The sequence below is a fragment of the Shewanella sp. SR44-3 genome (assembly GCF_014163735.1).
In the GTDB taxonomy this organism is placed as follows: Bacteria; Pseudomonadota; Gammaproteobacteria; order Enterobacterales; family Shewanellaceae; genus Shewanella.
Map to the genome: position 1 here is coordinate 97,620 of NZ_JACJDV010000005.1, position 17,368 is coordinate 114,987.

Genomic DNA, 17,368 nt, shown 5'->3' on the forward strand with positions numbered 1-17,368 from the left:
AGAAGTCGGGTGGGTGTTGAACTTTTGGTTTTAACATCAGGCCTATGTACCATTGCTGTAGCCTGTAGCCCTGTAGTGCGTAGAAATTAATGGTGCACCTAATACAAATTATGATGGTTCACAAAGACCTCGTGACTTATTTTGAAGAAAGCGACCTCGTGGATCGCTTTTTAGTTGAGTTTTAAAGTCAGGCAGTTTTATTCAGTGGGTGAATCTACGCCTTGAAGAATGAGTGATTTTAAGCGTTCGTTCATTTCTGCAAGAGCCTTTAGATGTTCTTCTTGTACGTTAGGATTAAGTGCGAGTCTTTGCTCCTGCACTAACATGTTGGCATTGAATGACTCAATGTTACTTTCTAGTTGTTTCTGTTTGTAGAGGATTTCTTGTGAAGATAACTTACGTTGCTCTAACGCTTTTGTTATTTCAACTAACCCTGCCATTAATGAGCATTGTGAGTGATACTTTTGAATATCAATTAAGGCCAGCTGAACCGTGTATGGTGAATCACTATCAGTTAAGAGTTTTCGCTCAATAGCTGCTAATGATTTGACTCTACCGACATCCATTGCTCTTACAATCGTTGTGCCCATGGCATTGGCGTAGATTTCTTCATTCGTTATTGATTGAATACCTGTGACAGCGGTTGCCGCCGCCGCCAGTTCTGCAGTTGTTTGAGCGTGACTAATAACGGCAGCGGTTCCAGTCAATAACATAGATAAACTACCCATACCTACATTCCAAGCATTGCCATTGCTAATAATCGTTGCCTGATGTTGGGTGCATTTTTTATCTGAACTTAATATGGCTTGAGCGATAAAGGCTTTTCGTAGTTTTTCATCAGCATTAAGTGTGGTTATATCTTGGATGGTTAATGTAATTTCGCCATCAGGATTAAAATAGGGGATGGTGTTACCTTTATCTTTATTATCGGCGATAAGTGGATCAGGAAGGTAAGTCTTTGCGATCGTGCCACATCCTTGGATCAGAGTCACTATTACAAAAAACAGTAGTTTATTCATACTATATCCTTATATTTTAAACGCCGCTGTCGAGCGGTTTTTTTGTACATCATCAGTATTAAATTTAGTCTAAAAAAGCCGGATACAGGAATCATCGATTAGTATTAAAGTTTGTTTTTAAACTGTAATGAAAAAGCGAACTCATTAGTTCGCTTTTCTTGTGGGCGAAGGGTTTCACAGGTCCTATTGTGCTAAAACTGTCATCATTGCTTATTGACCTACGCAGCCAGCCATTGTGAAATCTTGCTTTGGTGCTATTGGTGCTATTGGTGCTATTGGCGTTGTTGATGTTGGAGTCTTGCATGTCACTGTCTCCTAGTGGCTAGATACGGAACTAAACGCTTTTATGTCATAGTCAAAAAACCATAAAACCTACAAATGAAACGACATTAAAACCTATAAATGGTATGGCATTAAAACCTATAAATTAAATGACATTAAAACCTATAAATGGTACAACATTAAAACCGAGGTTTAATATAAATTGTGCGTAGCCATTAGGATCTCAAATGAACCCTGTATCACAAAAGCTAGCGGATTCTCTCGAACAGCTGAAACTGCTTCAGGAATCAGGCTCTGTTGCCATACAATCAAAGCAACTTAGCCGCTTACATCGTGAGCGGTTACTTAAGCACGGATTCATCCGCGAAGTTATTCGAGGTTGGTATATTCCTGCTATGCCCGATGAAAAGCTAGGTGACAGCACGTCTTGGTACACATGCTTCTGGGATTTCTGCGGTGCCTATTTGTCAGAGCGGTTCGACCAATCTTGGTGCTTATCGCCTGAGCAGTCTATAAATCACCATATTGGTGACAAAACGGTTCCCCAACAGTTGCTGGTGCGCTCTCCAAAGGGTAACAATAAGCCGACTGACTTCTTGTATAACACTTCTATCTTTGACGTTAGACTAAATTTGCCTGATGTCGAACATATCCAAAGCCTGGCTGGGCTTAATATCTATAGTTTGCCAGCGGCATTAGTTTATTGCTCGCCTAAGTCGTTTGTTAATTCTCCTATCCAAATGCGCACGGCGCTGTCAATGGTGACTGATGCCTCGGATCTCTTGTCCATATTATTGGCCGCTAATCATAGTGTTATAGCGGGCCGATTAGTGGGCGCTTTTAGGAACATTGGCCGGGATCTTATTGCGGACAACATACTAAAAGGCATGAACGCGGCCGACTTCGTTGTGCTAGAAGAGGATCCTTTCGTAGAAAAAGTGCAACTAAACTTGGGCCGCCGCGATGTCTCACCCTATGTTAATCGAATTCGACTGATGTGGGCGCAGATGCGTGAAGATGTTATCGCATACTTTCCTGAGCCTATGAACCCGAGCGTCGATATCGACACTTACATGGCCGAGGTGGAAGAGCAATACGTCACTGACGCCTATCACTCATTGTCCATTGAAGGTTATCGAGTCACTCGTGAACTCATCGAACTGGTTCGTTCTGGAAGTTGGCAGGCCGACGACGGGTCAGGCGAAAGTAAGAAATACTTAGATGCCATGGCTGCTAAAGGCTACTGGGATGCATTTGGGGAAGTGAAAAAAACCGTTAGAGCTGTCTTGGAGGGCAAGAATCCAGGTGATATGTTGGAGCGAGCACATAGTGACTGGTATTTAGCTTTATTTGGCCCAAGTGTTGCTGCCGGTATCATTAAACAATCGGATCTCGCTGGCTACCGAACGGGGCCTGTGTATATTCGCCAGTCTATGCATACGCCTCCTAGTCGGGATGCCGTTAGGACAATGATGCCGACATTGTTTGATTTGCTGGCACAGGAAGAAAATGCGGCAGTAAGGCTTGTGCTGGGGCACTTTATTTTTGTGTATATTCATCCTTACTTTGATGGCAATGGCAGAATGGGAAGGTTTATTATGAACTTAATGATGGCCTCGGGGGCTTACCCCTGGACTGTCGTACCAGTCGAACGACGCAGTGAATATATGCAGGCATTGGAATCGGCCAGCGTTAAACAGGATATTGTGCCTTTCACTCAGTTTCTGGCATCACTATTACTTTAGAAATACCGCTTTAGAAAAGCTGGGGGTGACAGCTTCAGACTTGCTTCGCCAGACATTAGAGTATGTAGCACAGCAAGGAAAACTTCCCTTTAAACCTATGCTGCTAACCGATGAAGATCACGCGCTTATTGAGCTGGCAAGATCCCGTTTACTTGATCCACATTATTGTATTTAACGCTGCTAGCCATCGCTAATTCCATCATGGTGATATCTTGTGGCCTTTAATCTTATTAATGTTCCATATCGGTTACATAAAAACCTTTAACAGACAATTAATGAGTACTATTTTACTCATTAATTGGTTGTTGCCGTATTTAATGAGTGATTGGGGTTACATAAATGTTTGGGCTAGTATGAGCGATGAGCGCAACAGCAGTAATAGCAAAGCCAAACTGGAACAGACAAAAAAAACAGTGCGCCTTGGGCGAACTGCATTAGCCGCTAAACGTCAGAATTTAGATATCTCAGCCCGTGACAACTTAATGCTGCATGTATGCCAAGGCTTATTAAGCGGCAAGCTGACACAAGGTGAGGCATTAAGAAAGCTCAGGTTAGGGCTGCTATCTGTCAATCAAGAGCAATACGCAAAAATGGTTGGTGTAAGCCGTAAATTATTGTCTGAAATCGAAAGTGATAAAGCCAATACTAGCGTGCTAGTGCTTGATAAAGTGTTTCGTGGCGTGGGGCTAGTGTTGACGTTAATGCCTAAAGATCCTGTATTACGGCAACAATTAACGGATAAAGCCTAGTCTTTGTAAAGGCGTCAATTTACCAATTTAACGTGCCATGCTTAATTGCAGTGGTGTTAAAAAATTTAACGCTGGCAGCCACCAGCAATTCTTCCAGCTCTAATGCCTCTGAGCGCATTTATTTCTGCAGTATATCGATAGCGCCACCTTGGACGCTATCGTTAGTAATCCTTAGTATCGTTAGTTATTGTTAGCGAATGATAGTCATCGAGGTTATGGATTAGCCATTAACCCTAAACGGATCTTGGCAGTCGACTAGTAGCCTCTGCAAGTTACCGTGTAATTCTGGGGTGTTATCGACTTTTGAACCTTTGACTGTGATTAATTGAATTTTGGCGCTGGGTTGGCCTGTTTTGATAGCATCTAACCACACGGGCATCATGTTCATTGGATTGATAAAGTAGTAGGTTTTGCTGTGATGGTCTGCCATATTTGTCCAGCGTGTGCAGGTGGCATGGTCAGATTTTTTGGGATTGAATTGATAAGGAATAGCGCCTTTTTGCATAAAAGCGCGGGTTTGTGCCAGCACGTCTGCTGGCTGCTGTGCCATGTCGGACAAGGTTAAATAGAAGGCCGCGTTATCGAAACTTTGGGTTGGGGTATAGCCGCCCAGTACAGTGTAAATTGGCGTCTCGATACTCGGCTGAGTCTGGCCCCACAAGTATTGCCAATGCTTTAAGATGCTCAACTGGGTTTCGTAGTCTGGCTCGTTAGTGACCACTTGGTATTTTGGGCTTTCATAAACTGTGAGTATTCCCTTGCTGATCTCTATGATGGTTGAATTCCCGGCTTTATCTGACACGGCAAGGTGAATGTGTGCGGGGACTAACTCTCGTTCATTCCCACCTTCAGGCACTAGGTCATCTAAGATCACTAAGGTGTTATGGCGCGCATATTCAGCCACGCTTTTGGCATCGGCAAAGCAGTCTAAAATATATTGCGGCCAACAGAGCACGCTAATATTACTGTTCTCTAGGCGGGGTTTGGCAGTTGCGTAAGTTGCGGGGGTGTCATATAGCGCATTGACCATAAGACCTTGATCATTCATGCCATCCACAGCAGCATAACCTTGCTCGTCATCACCCATCATGGCGACTACGCTGGCATAGCTTGAACGCCACTTAAAGACAGCGCTCTGGGACAGGTCAAATGTGCGCATTTGTCGGTGAGTTAGACCTTGTTTCTCTAGTCCTTGGGCAAAGCGATACAGGCTGACATTGATAGGCCTAAACCAATTCATATTCCTGCCAGTGACGGGATATTGCTCATTTAAATTATTCAGTACTCGTAAACACATATGCTCTCCTAAATGGATTTTTAATAAATCATTGTTTTGATATCAAGCCAAGATGAAATAACATAAAGCTAATCAAGATGATATGGAAGTGTTATGCATGATGTTGAGTTAGATAAAACCCACAGGTTAAGAACAAAAGTGTTGATCTGGACTTGTGGATTACTTGGGGTGATTGGCGTTGTTCTCGGGATCATAAATTTCCTGTATATCCGGCCACGGCCAGTGTTAGCGAGTTTACAGCTGGGTTATGCCTTGTTGTCATTCTGGTTAATGCGACGGGCACTCAGTGAGCAACATCAGCGTTGGGAGACGAATTTATACGTTGCCGGCTTAAGCATTTTGGTGATGTATGTTATTTACATATCCGATCTATTAGGATTTTTAGTGTGCTGGGCACTGGTGCTCCCCATTCTCTATTATCTGATGCTGGGTAAAAAAACCGCCACCATCCCAACGGGCATGTTACTCCTTTTCGTGTGGGTCGATATCTATATCAAGTCTCCCCCGTTTTTTTGGCCTGTGGTTGTTAATTTTTCCTGCAGTTATGTTTTGATTTGGGTCATTTCTTATGCCTATGAAAACAATAGGGAACGCTCTGAAAATGAATTGCAAACATTGGCACTGCTTGACCCCTTAACTCAGCATTACAATCGCTTAGCCTTAAGTAAGCGGTTCCAAACTTTTTCTCAAGACTCCACTATGCCTATGTGCATATTGTTGTTAGATCTCGATTACTTTAAAGCGATTAATGATACTTATGGTCATGAAGCCGGTGACATTGTTTTGCAGGAATGTGCTAAAAAAATAAGCAGTGTGGCGGGCTATAATGGCACCTTTAGGGTCGGTGGTGAAGAGTTCTGTGTGCTAGTACAAGTGGAGCATCCCAGACAAGCCGTTGAGTTGGCGGAGTCAATTCGACAGCTGATAAGTAACACTGAGTTTTTATTTGAAAACCAAACCTTAGCTGTGACAGTCAGTGTTGGGATAGCCCAATTCGACACTAACACTAACACTAAGGTGTCTTTGTCGAATTTGCTCGCCAAAGCAGATAAACAGCTTTATTTAGCCAAAGACTTAGGCAGGAATAAGGTGATGTTTGACGTTGATTGCTGAGATCTAGGTTCAAGGCTCTTATTGTTAATGCCAAGTGATACATTTATAACTATGGCTCTTGAGCATAAGGCTGGTATTGCCTACAATAGCGCACGATTTATTTATCACAGACCAGATCATGAACGATACGACAACGAAACCAGCATTACCAGACCGTCTATCCGTTAACCCACGTAGCCCGCACCATGTGGAAGCGATTTTCGAATTCGAAATTGGCATTACCATTAACGGCAAAGAGCGTTTTGACGTTGAAGAATATTGCATCAGCGAAGGTTGGATTAAAGTCGCGGCTCATAAGGCGTTAGATCGTCGTGGCCAGCCACTATTGACCACACTAAAAGGCACTGTCGAAGCCTTTTATAAATAGTGCTAATTGGTACTGGCTAAGTTAATTTTTAGCGCTCATTTGGAAGGCTAACCCTAAGGTTGGCCTTTTTTGTGTCCGAATTTTACAGATTGTGGTGCCTTTATCGTCAATAAAGCCTGCCAACTTTTCCTGTGCTTTAGGCACAAGATGATATTAATTCATCTTAGAAAACGGTAGGATCCGCGCCTTTAATTGCAGGGCACTGTAAAGCGCTCACTGCTAGCCATTAACCATTAACCATTAACCCAGAATTAGTGCATTTATTATGATTGATTTAGCTCTACTGCCTGTTTATTTGACTAGCGTTATCGCGCTGTTATTGATCCCCGGCCCCGATATGTTACTTATTGCCAGCTCGAGCTTGAGCTATGGCCGCAAAGTGGGCGTGTATGCAAGCCTTGGCAATGCAACCTCGGGCATTATTTTAACCTTGCTTGCGGCTATGGGGGTGTCTGCTTTGGTGGCCGTTAATCCTCTGGCATTGGAGATCTTAAGATTACTCGGCGGGGCTTATTTGCTCAAAATGGGTTGGGATTGCATGCGCAGTAGCGAAGTGGCAGCGCCTGAAATTGAACAGCAACGTAATCTAGCGAGATTGCTTTATCAACGGGCGGTGATGAGTAACTTACTGAACCCTAAGGCGTTGATATTTTTTGTGTTATTTTTGCCTCAGTTTGTTTCAACCCAACTTAGTGCCTCGTCAGGCGAGCAAATGCTGGCTTTGGGTCTATTGCTAAATGTCATGGGGTTAAGCTTTAACTTATTGTTAGTGGCATTAGTGGGCACTTTAGGCAAGCCTTTACTAAAACATGATAAATTTCGCATGTATCAAAATAAATTTATGGGGCTGATATTCTTTGCCTTGGCGATTTGGTTATTAGCATCGCAAGTGCAGGCTTAAGTACAGCCTCAAGCAATGGGCATTATCTCGCAGAGATGATGGCACCCAGATAAAAAACCACGCAAGATAAGCGTGGTTTTTTATGTTTGAGCTATGAGCTATGAGGTTAGCGGTTATGTTAACGCCGCCAATTCTTGTTCTACCGCTTGCACCACAGCGTGTGGGCTTGAGAGGTATTTAGAGTGGTCGATAAAAATGGCGTTATCATTTTGGGTCATCACTAATACTGGAAAGCCTTCAGTGCCTATCACTTGCTGAATTTCGGCTATGCCTTCTAATGCGTATTCGGCTTCTATGCTAAGTTCATCTTTAAACACTTTATTGGAGGGTGACAGCTTAAACTTTTCAGCAATGGCGTTGAAATCGTGTTTATTGTCTAGCGGGTTGCCTTCAATAAAATGCGCACGCTGTAATGCGTTGAGCACCTCAAGTTGCTTATCGGCTCGCTTTTCCTGCAGCCATGCCATGAAATTAGCCGTTTTTATCGAGCTTTTAGGGCTGTTAACGTAGCGAATATGATCGCGACCAAACTTAAGCCCGCTTATTCTCGCAGCCGCTTCCATCTGGGCTTCGCCGGCACTGTCTTTGCCTATGTAATGGGCGCTATGTAGCAGGACTAGTTTCATCTCTGGGTAGGCCGCTTGCAAAGCATTCACTAACGGCGTGGTGGCATAACTCCAAGGGCAATGGGAGTCGTAGATAAAATACAGTTCGCGGGTCATAGGTTCATTCTTGTTATCGATCAGAGGCGCCGATCCTAGTGAGTTTATTGGCATTATTCAATCATTGAAAATATCAAACGTAAATATATACGCACATTTGATACCACTTTGATGTGGTTACACCATCAGCGCTTGGGGATCCGGGGCCCGCATGCGTTCCCACCAGTCACTATCGGCAACAATTTGGCCTTGCTCATCGATAGCGGGATAGGGGATTTGCTTACGGCGGCACGCCTTAGCGTAAATGGGATGACCTTGCTCAAACAGCATTTTTTGGCAGTAGGCGTCATCAAGTTTGCGGGTGCCGTACATGTTGGCAAGGGTGCGTTGGCGCTGGGCTTCATACATGACTAAGGCCGCAGCCACCGACACATTTAGAGATTGCACCATGCCTATCATGGGAATAATGATGTGTTGAGACGCCGCTGCGATGGCCTCGGGACTGGTGCCATCACGCTCATTACCTAGCACTATGGCTGTGGGTTTGGTGTAATCAATCTCGCGAAAATCTACTGCTGTGTCTGAAAAGGTGGTGGTTAAAATCTGCATGTTTTGCGCGTTAAAGGCGTGTTCTGCTTCTTCAAAACGATAATGCTTGATGGTTTTTACCCATTGCTGGCTGCCAGAGGCAGTATTGCCTGATACGCGCATGTCGATATCTGGCCACACAGCATGAATTTGATGTATGCCCACGCAATCAGCCGTGCGAAGAACCGCCGCAATATTATTGGTTTTATGCACTTTATCTAAGCAAACGGTTAAGTCTACTTGGCGATTATCAAGCATCTGGTTTATGCGGGCGAAACGTTCTGGGCTCATGGGGTAACTCAACTTCTGTTATTCAGCAGGGCATTAAAAAAGGGCATTTAATTTAACGTGCAGTATCTTACAGCATTCCACAGGTTTAGCAGGCTAGCCCTATTTGCTTTGTGTGATGGCTATTGATCGCAATACGATTGGTATTATACCCTTAAAGCGCTAAGGCTAACCCATTAGATTGTTAAAAATGTCATGAATAACACCATACAAGTCCCACTGGCTGCGCTTATTCATCGAATAGGCTCAGATAATACTAAACAAGCCAAAGTGATAGCGGCGCAATATGATTGTGAGCTTAAGCGGGTGCGCCGCTCGAGGAATTGGCTGTTACTCGGTGAGGCGATGGATGTGCAATCTTTTTGCCGTGTATTGAAATCGCAGCACAGCGCGGCATTTGCGCACCTTATCGGTAAAATTGATGCAGCGCTGCTGTGTCATGGCGACAAGCTCGAGCCTTTAACGGCCAAACTTGCCCGCTTAATTGCTGCCACTCCAAGTATTACTTTGGGTGAACTGATGCAAATAACGCAGTGCAGCCTAACAGAAGCTAGGCTGGCCCGTTTTAATGCAGATGCTTGGGACTAACTCGCTAAATAAACATCAATAAAAAAGCCAGTTGTGAGACTGGCTTTTTTTTTAGTTAATTGATTTTCATCAATTAACATCCATTAACGCTAGTGTTTAAGGCTATTTTAGCTGCTGCATTAAGTAAGCGTACACTAAGCTTGAAAGCTCAGCAGATTGCTTGTTATCAGCAGCGCCAGCGTGGCCACCTTCCATGTTTTCATAATAAAGCACATCTATGCCCATGGACTCCATCTTAGCGACCATTTTACGGGCGTGAGCTGGGTGTACTCTGTCATCACGGGTAGACGTGGTGAAGAAGGCTTTAGGGTATTTTTTGCTACTATCAAGATTATGATATGGCGAGTAGGTTTTAATATAGGCCCAATCTTCGGCTATATCTGGGTTGCCGTATTCGCCCATCCAGCTGGCACCTGCCAATAACTTACTGAAACGCTGCATGTCCAGCAAAGGCACTTGGCAAACAACGGCATTGTATAAGTCTGGTCGGCGAGTAAGCGCTGCGCCCATGAGTAGGCCGCCATTGCTGCCACCTTGAATGCCTAAGTGTGGGCTTGAGGTGATTTTACGGCTAATAAGATCTTCAGCAATTGCTTCAAAATCCTCATAGGCCTTATGGCGATTGTGCTTCAGTGCCGCTTGGTGCCAAGCTGGGCCGTATTCGCCGCCACCACGTATGTTTGATAGTACGTATACGCCACCTTGCTCTAGCCAGTTTTTGCCAATAGTGGCCGAGTACTTAGGCTTTAAGGCTACTTCAAACCCACCGTAACCGTATAACAAGGTTGGGTTTTTGCTATTGAACTTAAGGTTTTTATCCATCACCACAAAATAGGGGACTTTAGTGCCATCTTTGGAGGTGGCAAAATATTGTTTAGTCACAAACTTATCCGCTGCAAATTGCTGCGGTAATGACTTTAATTTATTGATAGCAAGATCAGTGCCTTTGACTTCATAGAGACTTGAAGGCTCAAGGAAGCTGTTGTAATCAACAAAAAAGTCATCGCTGTCTTGCTGCATATCAAAAATAGCTAAGCTACCGTTAGCATCAAATGCCACTGGGGTTTGCTGCCAGTGATTATCGGCTTTTGGCTCAAAACGCACCAGCTTGCTTTTCACATCTTCAAGGTAATTGACGTATACCGCGCTCTTGCTAAATTCCACCTGTGCTATGGATGAATGCGCATCGGGGGCGGTTAATTGTTGGTATTCAGGCTTATCGCTGATAAGCGAAGTAACAGGGGCGTAGACCACAGCGCCTTGGGCAAAGTGTTGCTTGCCAGTGCTTAAGGCGCTTTTTAGTTCAAGGTAAATGTTCCCTTTGAAATAGCCTTTAATATCAGCATCTTTAGGTATGTTTAGCGCGGTGAGTTTATCTTCGGCGTAGACAAAGAATTTGCTGGTGTAAAAGGTAAGAAAATCACCAATAAGCACCACTTTTGATTGGCCATCATCAAGCACTTGAGCCCCAGCGGCCACTGAGCTTTTATCAGCTTGATAGATAAAGGTTGCTTTATCTAGGCTGTCGCCTCTTTGCCATAATTTAACCGTGCTGGCGTAACCTGAATCTGTCATGCCGTGCTCACCGCCAAAATCCGTGGCCACTAAGACGCTATCTTGAGCTAACCAGGTCATGTCTGACTTAGCTTCTGGCAAGCTGTAGCCCTGTTTTACAAAGCTTTTAGTGGTTAAATTAAATTCACGTACTTCTACCGCATCGGCGCCGCCGCGAGATAATGACACTAGGCAGATTTCATTCTTTGGCTCAAAACACGTCATGCCTTTGTAAACCCAGCTGACACCATCGGCTTTAGCAATAGCATCTATGTCTAGTACGGTTTCCCATGTGGGGTTTTCTTTGCTGTATTGAGCAAGGCTAGTGCGGCGATAAATGCCGCGCACATGGGTTTCATCTTTCCAAAAATTGTACAGATACTCGCCCTTGCGCTCGGCATAGGGGATCCTGTCTTTACTGTTAAGTATGGCTAGCGAGTTTTCAACTAAAGTGTCGAAGCCTTTATAAGCCTTAATACTGGCCGCGCTGTGGGCATTTTTCTCTTTAACCCAAGCAAGAGGCTTGGCGCCTTCAACGTCTTCAAGCCATTGAAAATTATCTTTTTGTTCTTTTTCTTGATGCATTTTTTTCTCAGCGATTGGCTGGCTATTTGATTCGGCAAAAGCCTGACCTGCTCCTAGTGCGCTTAAGACGCACAATGACACGAGTGCCTTATTCATATCCTTATTCCTATTTTCATGGTCAATAGTAAAGGCGTTAAACTAACCTAAGTACGAATAAAATCAAACAATGAGCCAACCTTTAACCTGATAAAAACTGTAAATCATTTTAACGCTTGGGTTTGAGCGCATGAATTGGGTGAATAAAAAAAGCCTCTAAGCTATGCACCTTAGAGGCTCAATAGATGTACTCATAGTGCGGTTTAGCTTAAATGGCGTTTTTGCCAGGCATGACTTGCAAAGCGGCGGATAAGGGTTTTCTCAAGCTCTACGAGTAACAATACGCTTGATGATACCAGCAGGATACGGGCCCACATGGTAGGGCTTAAGTCTGCAGTGCCAAACAAGGCTTGCATAGGTGACCAATAGGTGAATAGCAATTGGAAAAGGCCTAATACTAGGATGGCAATAAGCACGTAGTAATTGCCTGTTAATCCGCGCCAGTTCAATACCGGAGCGGAAATGTAACGGGCGCTAAACAGGTAAAATATCTCAAACATCACTAAGGTATTGACCGCAACTGTGCGGGCTAAGGTGATGTCATGACCTTGGGCTTGCTCCCAAAGGAAGAGCCCGAAGGTGCCTAACATCAAAATCAGTGACACAAAGCCAATACGCCACAGTAAATAGCCCGATAACAGCGGATCGGCAGCGTTTCTTGGCGGCCTGTGCATTACGCTTTTCTCTGATGGCTCAAAGGCAAGCGACAAGGCTAAGGTGACAGCTGTGATCATATTGACCCATAGAATTTGCACTGGTGTCATGGGCAGCTGAGTAAACCCCATTAGCACAGCCGCTAGAACGATTAACGCTTCGCCGCCATTGGTGGGCAAAATAAAGATAATGGCTTTCTTGATGTTGTCATAAACCGTACGCCCTTGCTCCACCGCATGGCTGATGGAGGCAAAGTTATCATCGGCCAGCACCATTTCGGCAGCTTCCTTGGCGGCTTCTGTGCCATTTTGCCCCATGGCGGTGCCCACGTCGGCGCGCTTTAATGCTGGCGCGTCATTAACACCATCACCCGTCATGGCCACAATAAGTCCATGTTCTTGCAGTAATCTCACTAGGCGTAATTTGTGCTCCGGAGTGACTCTAGCAAACACGTCTACATTGAGCACTTGCTGGGCAAGTTTTTCATCGTCGAGGTCGTCCAGTTCTTGCCCCGTTAGGACTTGGCTTGAATTGGCAAGCTTGAGCTGTTTGGCGATGGCCAAGGCTGTAATGCCGTGATCGCCAGTGATCATTTTAACTTGTATCCCAGCCTTAGCGCAGCGCGCGACTGCCGCGATGGCTTCTTCACGGGGCGGATCTATCAAGCCAAATAGCCCTAGCATCACCATGCCTTGCTCTACATGTTCAAAGTCGAGCTCGCGTTGCTGATGATCCACTTGTTTGGCTGCAATGGCTAGGACTCGCTGGCCCTGCTCGGCTAACAATTCAATTTGTTTCAGCCAATAGCCAGTATCTATGGGGCTTTCACCGGTTGAGCTTTGCTGGCTTGCACACATATCTAGCACTTTTTCAGGTGCGCCTTTGAGATAAATAAAGGCTTTTCCATGGTGGCTGTGATGCAAACTCGCCATAAACTTATGCTCAGATTCGAAAGGGATGAGATCTGTACGCGGATAGGCCTTAGCTTCAAAATCAAGATCTAACCCTGCCTTTAGCCCAGCAGTTAACAGGGCGCCTTCCATGGGATCGCCACTAACGCTCCACTGGCCATTTTCTTGGCTCAAGCTAGCATCGTTACATAATACCGCTGCAAGCAGAGCCTGTTGTAACACAGGATATTGCTCAAGCTGTACAGGGGCTGTGCTGGTGTTGGCGCAAATATCTCCATGGGGATCGTAACCTGCCCCTGAAAGACTAAAGGCTTGCTGGTAGCAGGCAATGCTGCTTAGGGTCATTTCATTGCGGGTTAAGGTACCGGTTTTATCCGAACAAATAACAGAGACAGCCCCTAAGGTTTCTACCGCGGGCAATTTACGGATAATGGCATTGCGCTTAGCCATCCGCTGTACCCCAATGGCTAAGGTTATGGTCATAATCGCCGGTAAGCCCTCAGGAATAGCGGCCACAGCAAGACTCACTGAGGCTAAAAACATGTCTGTCATCGAGTAGCCGTGAACCAGCACCCCGAAGACAAAGTTAACTGCTGCGATAACCAGAATACCTAAAGTGAGCCAATGGCCAAATTGTGCCATTTGCTTTAATAAGGGTGTCGTTACGCTGTCCACATTAGCAACCAAGGCACTGATATGGCCAATTTGGGTCGACATGCCCGTAGCCACCACAACCCCCGTAGCTTGACCGTGGGTAACTATGGTTCCTGAATAAGCCATGCAGAGACGGTCACCCAAGACGGCTTGCTCATCGACGAGCGGGGTATCCTTACTTATGGCTAAGGATTCACCGGTTAATGCCGCTTCTTGTACTTGCAAACCTTTGACCTTAAAAAGCCTGACATCGGCAGGTACCTTGTCGCCAGATTGAAGTAACACAATATCACCAGGGACTAGGTTGCCTGCTTTTACGGTCAGGTGTTTGCCATCCCTGAGTACTATGGCATTAGATGACAACATCTGGCGTATGGCTTTAAGGGCGTTCTCGGCTTTACCTTCTTGAATGAAACCTATGATGGCATTGACTAAGACCACGGCGAAAATAACCCCAGCGTCTATCCAGTGTTGCAGCGCTGCTGTCATAACGCCTGCGCCAATGAGCACGTAGATCAATACATTATGGAATTGAGCCAAGAAACGCATCAATGGACTCTTACCTTCGGCGGCTGCGAGTTCATTAGTGCCAAAACGGGCTAATCTTTGTTGTACTTGAGCCTTAGTTAGCCCTTGTTCTGCTGCAGTGACTTGAGAGATTTCAAGTGCCTCAAAGGTTTGCTCTGGCGTCATGGCATGCCATTGCAGTTGAGCCTGGGAGTATGGCTTGGGTGATGTTGATGCTACAACTTTGCTCATAAAATAGTCCTTATGGGGCTGTACTTTATACCAATCACATCATTAATGTGATTGGTATTTTAAGCCGTGAGTCAGTCGCAAGTCTTATGTAGGTGAAAGTCAATTAAAGTAGCGATTTACTGTCTACATCTGGACCTATAACAAGTAAATCTGTGTGGGCCACATGGATAATTTTTTCTGCGGTATTGCCCACTAATTTACCCATAATGCCTTTGCGTCCCATGGAGCCAACCACTAAACATTGGCTATGAAGTTTTTTGGAAAGGTTAGCTAATACGCCCCAAGGTTCCCCCTCGAGAATGTGAACACACTCTTTAGTTATGTCGTAGTCAGCCAGTAGTGTATCCATATTTGCTTGAGCACGGACTTTGATTTTATTGGTATAGGTCTTTGGGTCAACCAAGTCTAAATCCTTCAATAGTGTTGGGATTTTTATTACATAAGCGCAGTGCAGCTTGGCATCAGTTTGTACCGCTAAGCGAAATGCCGACTCTAAAAGCTGGCTATTAAGCACTTGCTTTTCGGTGGATTTGGCTAAGGCATCAAGGGCAACCAGTACCACTTTTTCACACTTATGTTTTTGAGGCTCAACCACGTAGACAGGAATAGGTGAATCACGAAATAGCATCCAATCTGTGGGAGTGTAAAAGCTGGTTTCACTGCGATGACCCGTTTTTACAATCAAGTCGTATTTATTGGCGCTGCATTCTTTAATTACCCAATCGTGCAATTGCTTATGCCAGACAACTTCAACATCTATGGTGAGGTTTGAGTCGTATTGGTTAATTTGTTTTTGCCAAAACTCTTTATGTTGTTGGATTATTTTTTCTTTAATACTGCCGCTATCAAAATCTGAATCATTAAGTTCGGCGAAGGATTCATAACACACTGCAGCAACATGGATGCTAGCACAGGAGCTATGGGCTAAAGACAAGGCTTTAATGAACGCGTTTTGCAGCTGCGTTAAGGGATCGGCAATAACCAGTATTTTATCCATGTCAGCGGTTCCTTCTGAGTTGTTTTATATGCAGTAAAACCGATTGCTTTACTACTCGTTTTAACTTAAGCAGTAGAAATAAAAGGTTTTAATTGACAAAAATAATAACATGGAAGTAAAAGCGAAACAGTAACCTCTGAATGAAAAAACAACTATATCGGCGATAAGTGATCCAGATCACTGATTATTTGCTAAGGGGAATTCAGTTGAATAATAACCCTTCGATTGAACTCGAAGTCGCAAGGGAAAGCTGGGAACAAAAGGGCTGGCGTCATTCGGCCATCACTGAAGCGTTCTGGCCGAAACTTGAATCAAAGTCAATTTTTAATTGATTGTAAAATAACGAATTTACCGTTAGAGGCCACTGTGGTGCAGTTACCAAATAAGCGTTTTAGCTTAACGTGATAGTTAAGGTGACGATTGCCGACAATGTGCAGCATGCCGCCACTGACAAGCCTGTGCTTGGCGTCATTAAACATCTGCCAAGCGATATGATCTGTGATGGCTTCGCCTTGGTGAAACGGCGGGTTGCACAAGACCAGATCCGGCTGCACGGTTTCATCTAAATGGCTCATGCAGTCATCCCAATGAAACTCGCCCCGGGCACTGTCTAAACCATTTAACGCCCAGTTGGCTTGGCTTGATGCCACGGCCATTTCTGAGTCATCAATAAAATGTAGTTTAGCTTTTGGGTACAAGCTCGCGGCGCGAAGGCCCAAAACACCATTGCCACAGCCTAAATCGATTATGGTGTTGAACTCACCCTTGGGCATATTTTCCAGCATGATACGGGCGCCAATATCTAACTTATTAGCGGCAAACACATTGCTTAAGTTTGAGATTTCAAGCTGATACTCTGGCACCGACCAAGTGATAGCTTTAGGCTGCGAACGAACACGACCATCGGTGATGCAAGTGATAACTCGGGTGTTTTTCCAGGCAAGGCTGGCGCTGGCGGGGCCCAAATGCTCAGCCAATAATTTGATAAGTGCCGGATTAATGGACTTGGCTTTAGCGCCAATCCAAACTTGAGTCCCTTGGGGTAAAACTTGAGAAAGGCTTCGTAATTGCTGAGCAAAATAAGCTAAGTTTTTAGGCAGCTTCATCAGCACTAAGCTTAAGTCTTGAGGCAAAGGCTCACGGCTGGTTAGCCACTCGATACCACCCGCATCTAGTTGATTACGAGTTAAATTTTCCTTTGCGCCTAATTGGCTGGTCTTAGCGTCTGAAATCACGGCTAAGGGCCAGCTTGAGTCCATACGCATAAGGGCGCAGCTTAAGGCACCAAAACTGTCGTTAATGATGGCACAAGGCACAGGAGTAACGGCATTTTCATCAAGGACTCGAATGATATGTTCATCTGCGGCATCCCAAGCTTGAAGGTTTGATACTTGGTGGCTGGGATAGCGTAATAGCTCAAGGGAGAGCCCCGCAGTTGAAAATGGCTTTGTCATTGGAAAATACCTTATAAAAATCAGCGGCAGATTATCTCAGATATCCTCAGTCTAGGCGAGCATCGTCATAAATGATTAGTAACCTTTTACCTGCAGTTAATCTTG

General features: G+C 44.8%; 15 protein-coding genes. 7 read left to right on the forward strand and 8 right to left on the reverse strand.

The features are described from left to right. Positions 1-197: 197 nt before the first annotated feature. Positions 198-1,019, reverse strand: a complete 822-nt coding sequence (locus H5073_RS04590; RefSeq protein ID WP_182677439.1) for a hypothetical protein — start codon at positions 1,017-1,019, stop codon at positions 198-200. A gap of 509 nt (positions 1,020-1,528) precedes the next feature. Here H5073_RS04590 and H5073_RS04595 point away from each other — a divergent pair. From H5073_RS04595 to H5073_RS04605, 3 genes are all read left to right on the forward strand, one after another. Next, the gene (locus tag H5073_RS04595; protein WP_182677440.1) at positions 1,529-3,046 is read left to right on the forward strand and encodes a Fic family protein; all 1,518 of its coding nucleotides are present in this window, start codon (positions 1,529-1,531) and stop codon (positions 3,044-3,046) included. Continuing rightward, positions 2,961-3,221, forward strand: a complete 261-nt coding sequence (locus tag H5073_RS04600; RefSeq protein WP_310734224.1) for a type II toxin-antitoxin system RelB/DinJ family antitoxin — start codon at positions 2,961-2,963, stop codon at positions 3,219-3,221. The genes H5073_RS04595 and H5073_RS04600 overlap by 86 nt, the downstream gene beginning before the upstream one ends. Positions 3,222-3,321: 100 nt before the next feature. Then, a complete protein-coding gene (locus H5073_RS04605; protein WP_259394820.1) occupies positions 3,322-3,795 on the forward strand; it encodes a helix-turn-helix transcriptional regulator in 474 nt (157 codons plus the stop codon). A gap of 220 nt (positions 3,796-4,015) precedes the next feature. On the opposite strand, the gene H5073_RS04610 is transcribed toward H5073_RS04605, so the two are convergent. Continuing rightward, entirely contained in the window at positions 4,016-5,092 is a 1,077-nt protein-coding gene (locus H5073_RS04610) for a linear amide C-N hydrolase (RefSeq protein WP_182677442.1), read from the reverse strand. Between the two features lie 93 nt (positions 5,093-5,185). Between H5073_RS04610 and H5073_RS04615 the strand changes: the two genes are divergently transcribed. From H5073_RS04615 to H5073_RS04625, 3 genes are all read left to right on the forward strand, one after another. After that, positions 5,186-6,205 carry a GGDEF domain-containing protein gene (locus H5073_RS04615; protein WP_182677444.1) on the forward strand — a complete coding sequence of 340 codons (1,020 nt, stop codon included), beginning with the start codon at positions 5,186-5,188 and terminating at the stop codon, positions 6,203-6,205. Between the two features lie 118 nt (positions 6,206-6,323). Next, on the forward strand, positions 6,324-6,572 hold the full coding sequence (locus H5073_RS04620) for a DUF3297 family protein (RefSeq protein WP_182677446.1): 249 nt from the start codon (positions 6,324-6,326) through the stop codon (positions 6,570-6,572). Between the two features lie 265 nt (positions 6,573-6,837). Then, entirely contained in the window at positions 6,838-7,473 is a 636-nt protein-coding gene (locus tag H5073_RS04625) for a LysE family translocator (RefSeq protein WP_182677448.1), read from the forward strand. Between the two features lie 113 nt (positions 7,474-7,586). Here H5073_RS04625 and H5073_RS04630 read toward each other — a convergent pair whose 3' ends face one another. After that, entirely contained in the window at positions 7,587-8,195 is a 609-nt protein-coding gene (locus tag H5073_RS04630; RefSeq protein WP_182677579.1) for a protein-disulfide isomerase, read from the reverse strand. Positions 8,196-8,312: 117 nt separating this feature from the next. Beyond that, the gene (gene trmH, locus H5073_RS04635) at positions 8,313-9,014 is read right to left on the reverse strand and encodes a tRNA (guanosine(18)-2'-O)-methyltransferase TrmH (RefSeq protein WP_182677450.1); all 702 of its coding nucleotides are present in this window, start codon (positions 9,012-9,014) and stop codon (positions 8,313-8,315) included. 192 nt (positions 9,015-9,206) lie between these two features. Here trmH and H5073_RS04640 point away from each other — a divergent pair, with 192 nt between their 5' ends. Further along, positions 9,207-9,599 carry a ribosome recycling factor family protein gene (locus tag H5073_RS04640; protein WP_182677452.1) on the forward strand — a complete coding sequence of 131 codons (393 nt, stop codon included), beginning with the start codon at positions 9,207-9,209 and terminating at the stop codon, positions 9,597-9,599. 102 nt (positions 9,600-9,701) lie between these two features. Here the strand turns inward: H5073_RS04640 and H5073_RS04645 are convergent, their stop codons facing one another. From H5073_RS04645 to H5073_RS04660, 4 genes are all read right to left on the reverse strand, one after another. Continuing rightward, positions 9,702-11,834, reverse strand: a complete 2,133-nt coding sequence (locus H5073_RS04645; protein WP_182677454.1) for a prolyl oligopeptidase family protein — start codon at positions 11,832-11,834, stop codon at positions 9,702-9,704. Positions 11,835-12,037: 203 nt separating this feature from the next. After that, positions 12,038-14,812, reverse strand: coding sequence for a cation-transporting P-type ATPase (locus tag H5073_RS04650; RefSeq protein ID WP_182677456.1), 2,775 nt, complete (start codon positions 14,810-14,812; stop codon positions 12,038-12,040). A 103-nt stretch (positions 14,813-14,915) separates the two neighbouring features. Further along, positions 14,916-15,809: a universal stress protein gene (locus H5073_RS04655; RefSeq protein WP_182677459.1), complete on the reverse strand. Its 894-nt coding sequence runs from the start codon at positions 15,807-15,809 to the stop codon at positions 14,916-14,918. 317 nt (positions 15,810-16,126) lie between these two features. After that, on the reverse strand, positions 16,127-17,263 hold the full coding sequence (locus tag H5073_RS04660) for a methyltransferase (protein WP_182677461.1): 1,137 nt from the start codon (positions 17,261-17,263) through the stop codon (positions 16,127-16,129). Between the last annotated feature and the right edge of the window lie 105 nt (positions 17,264-17,368).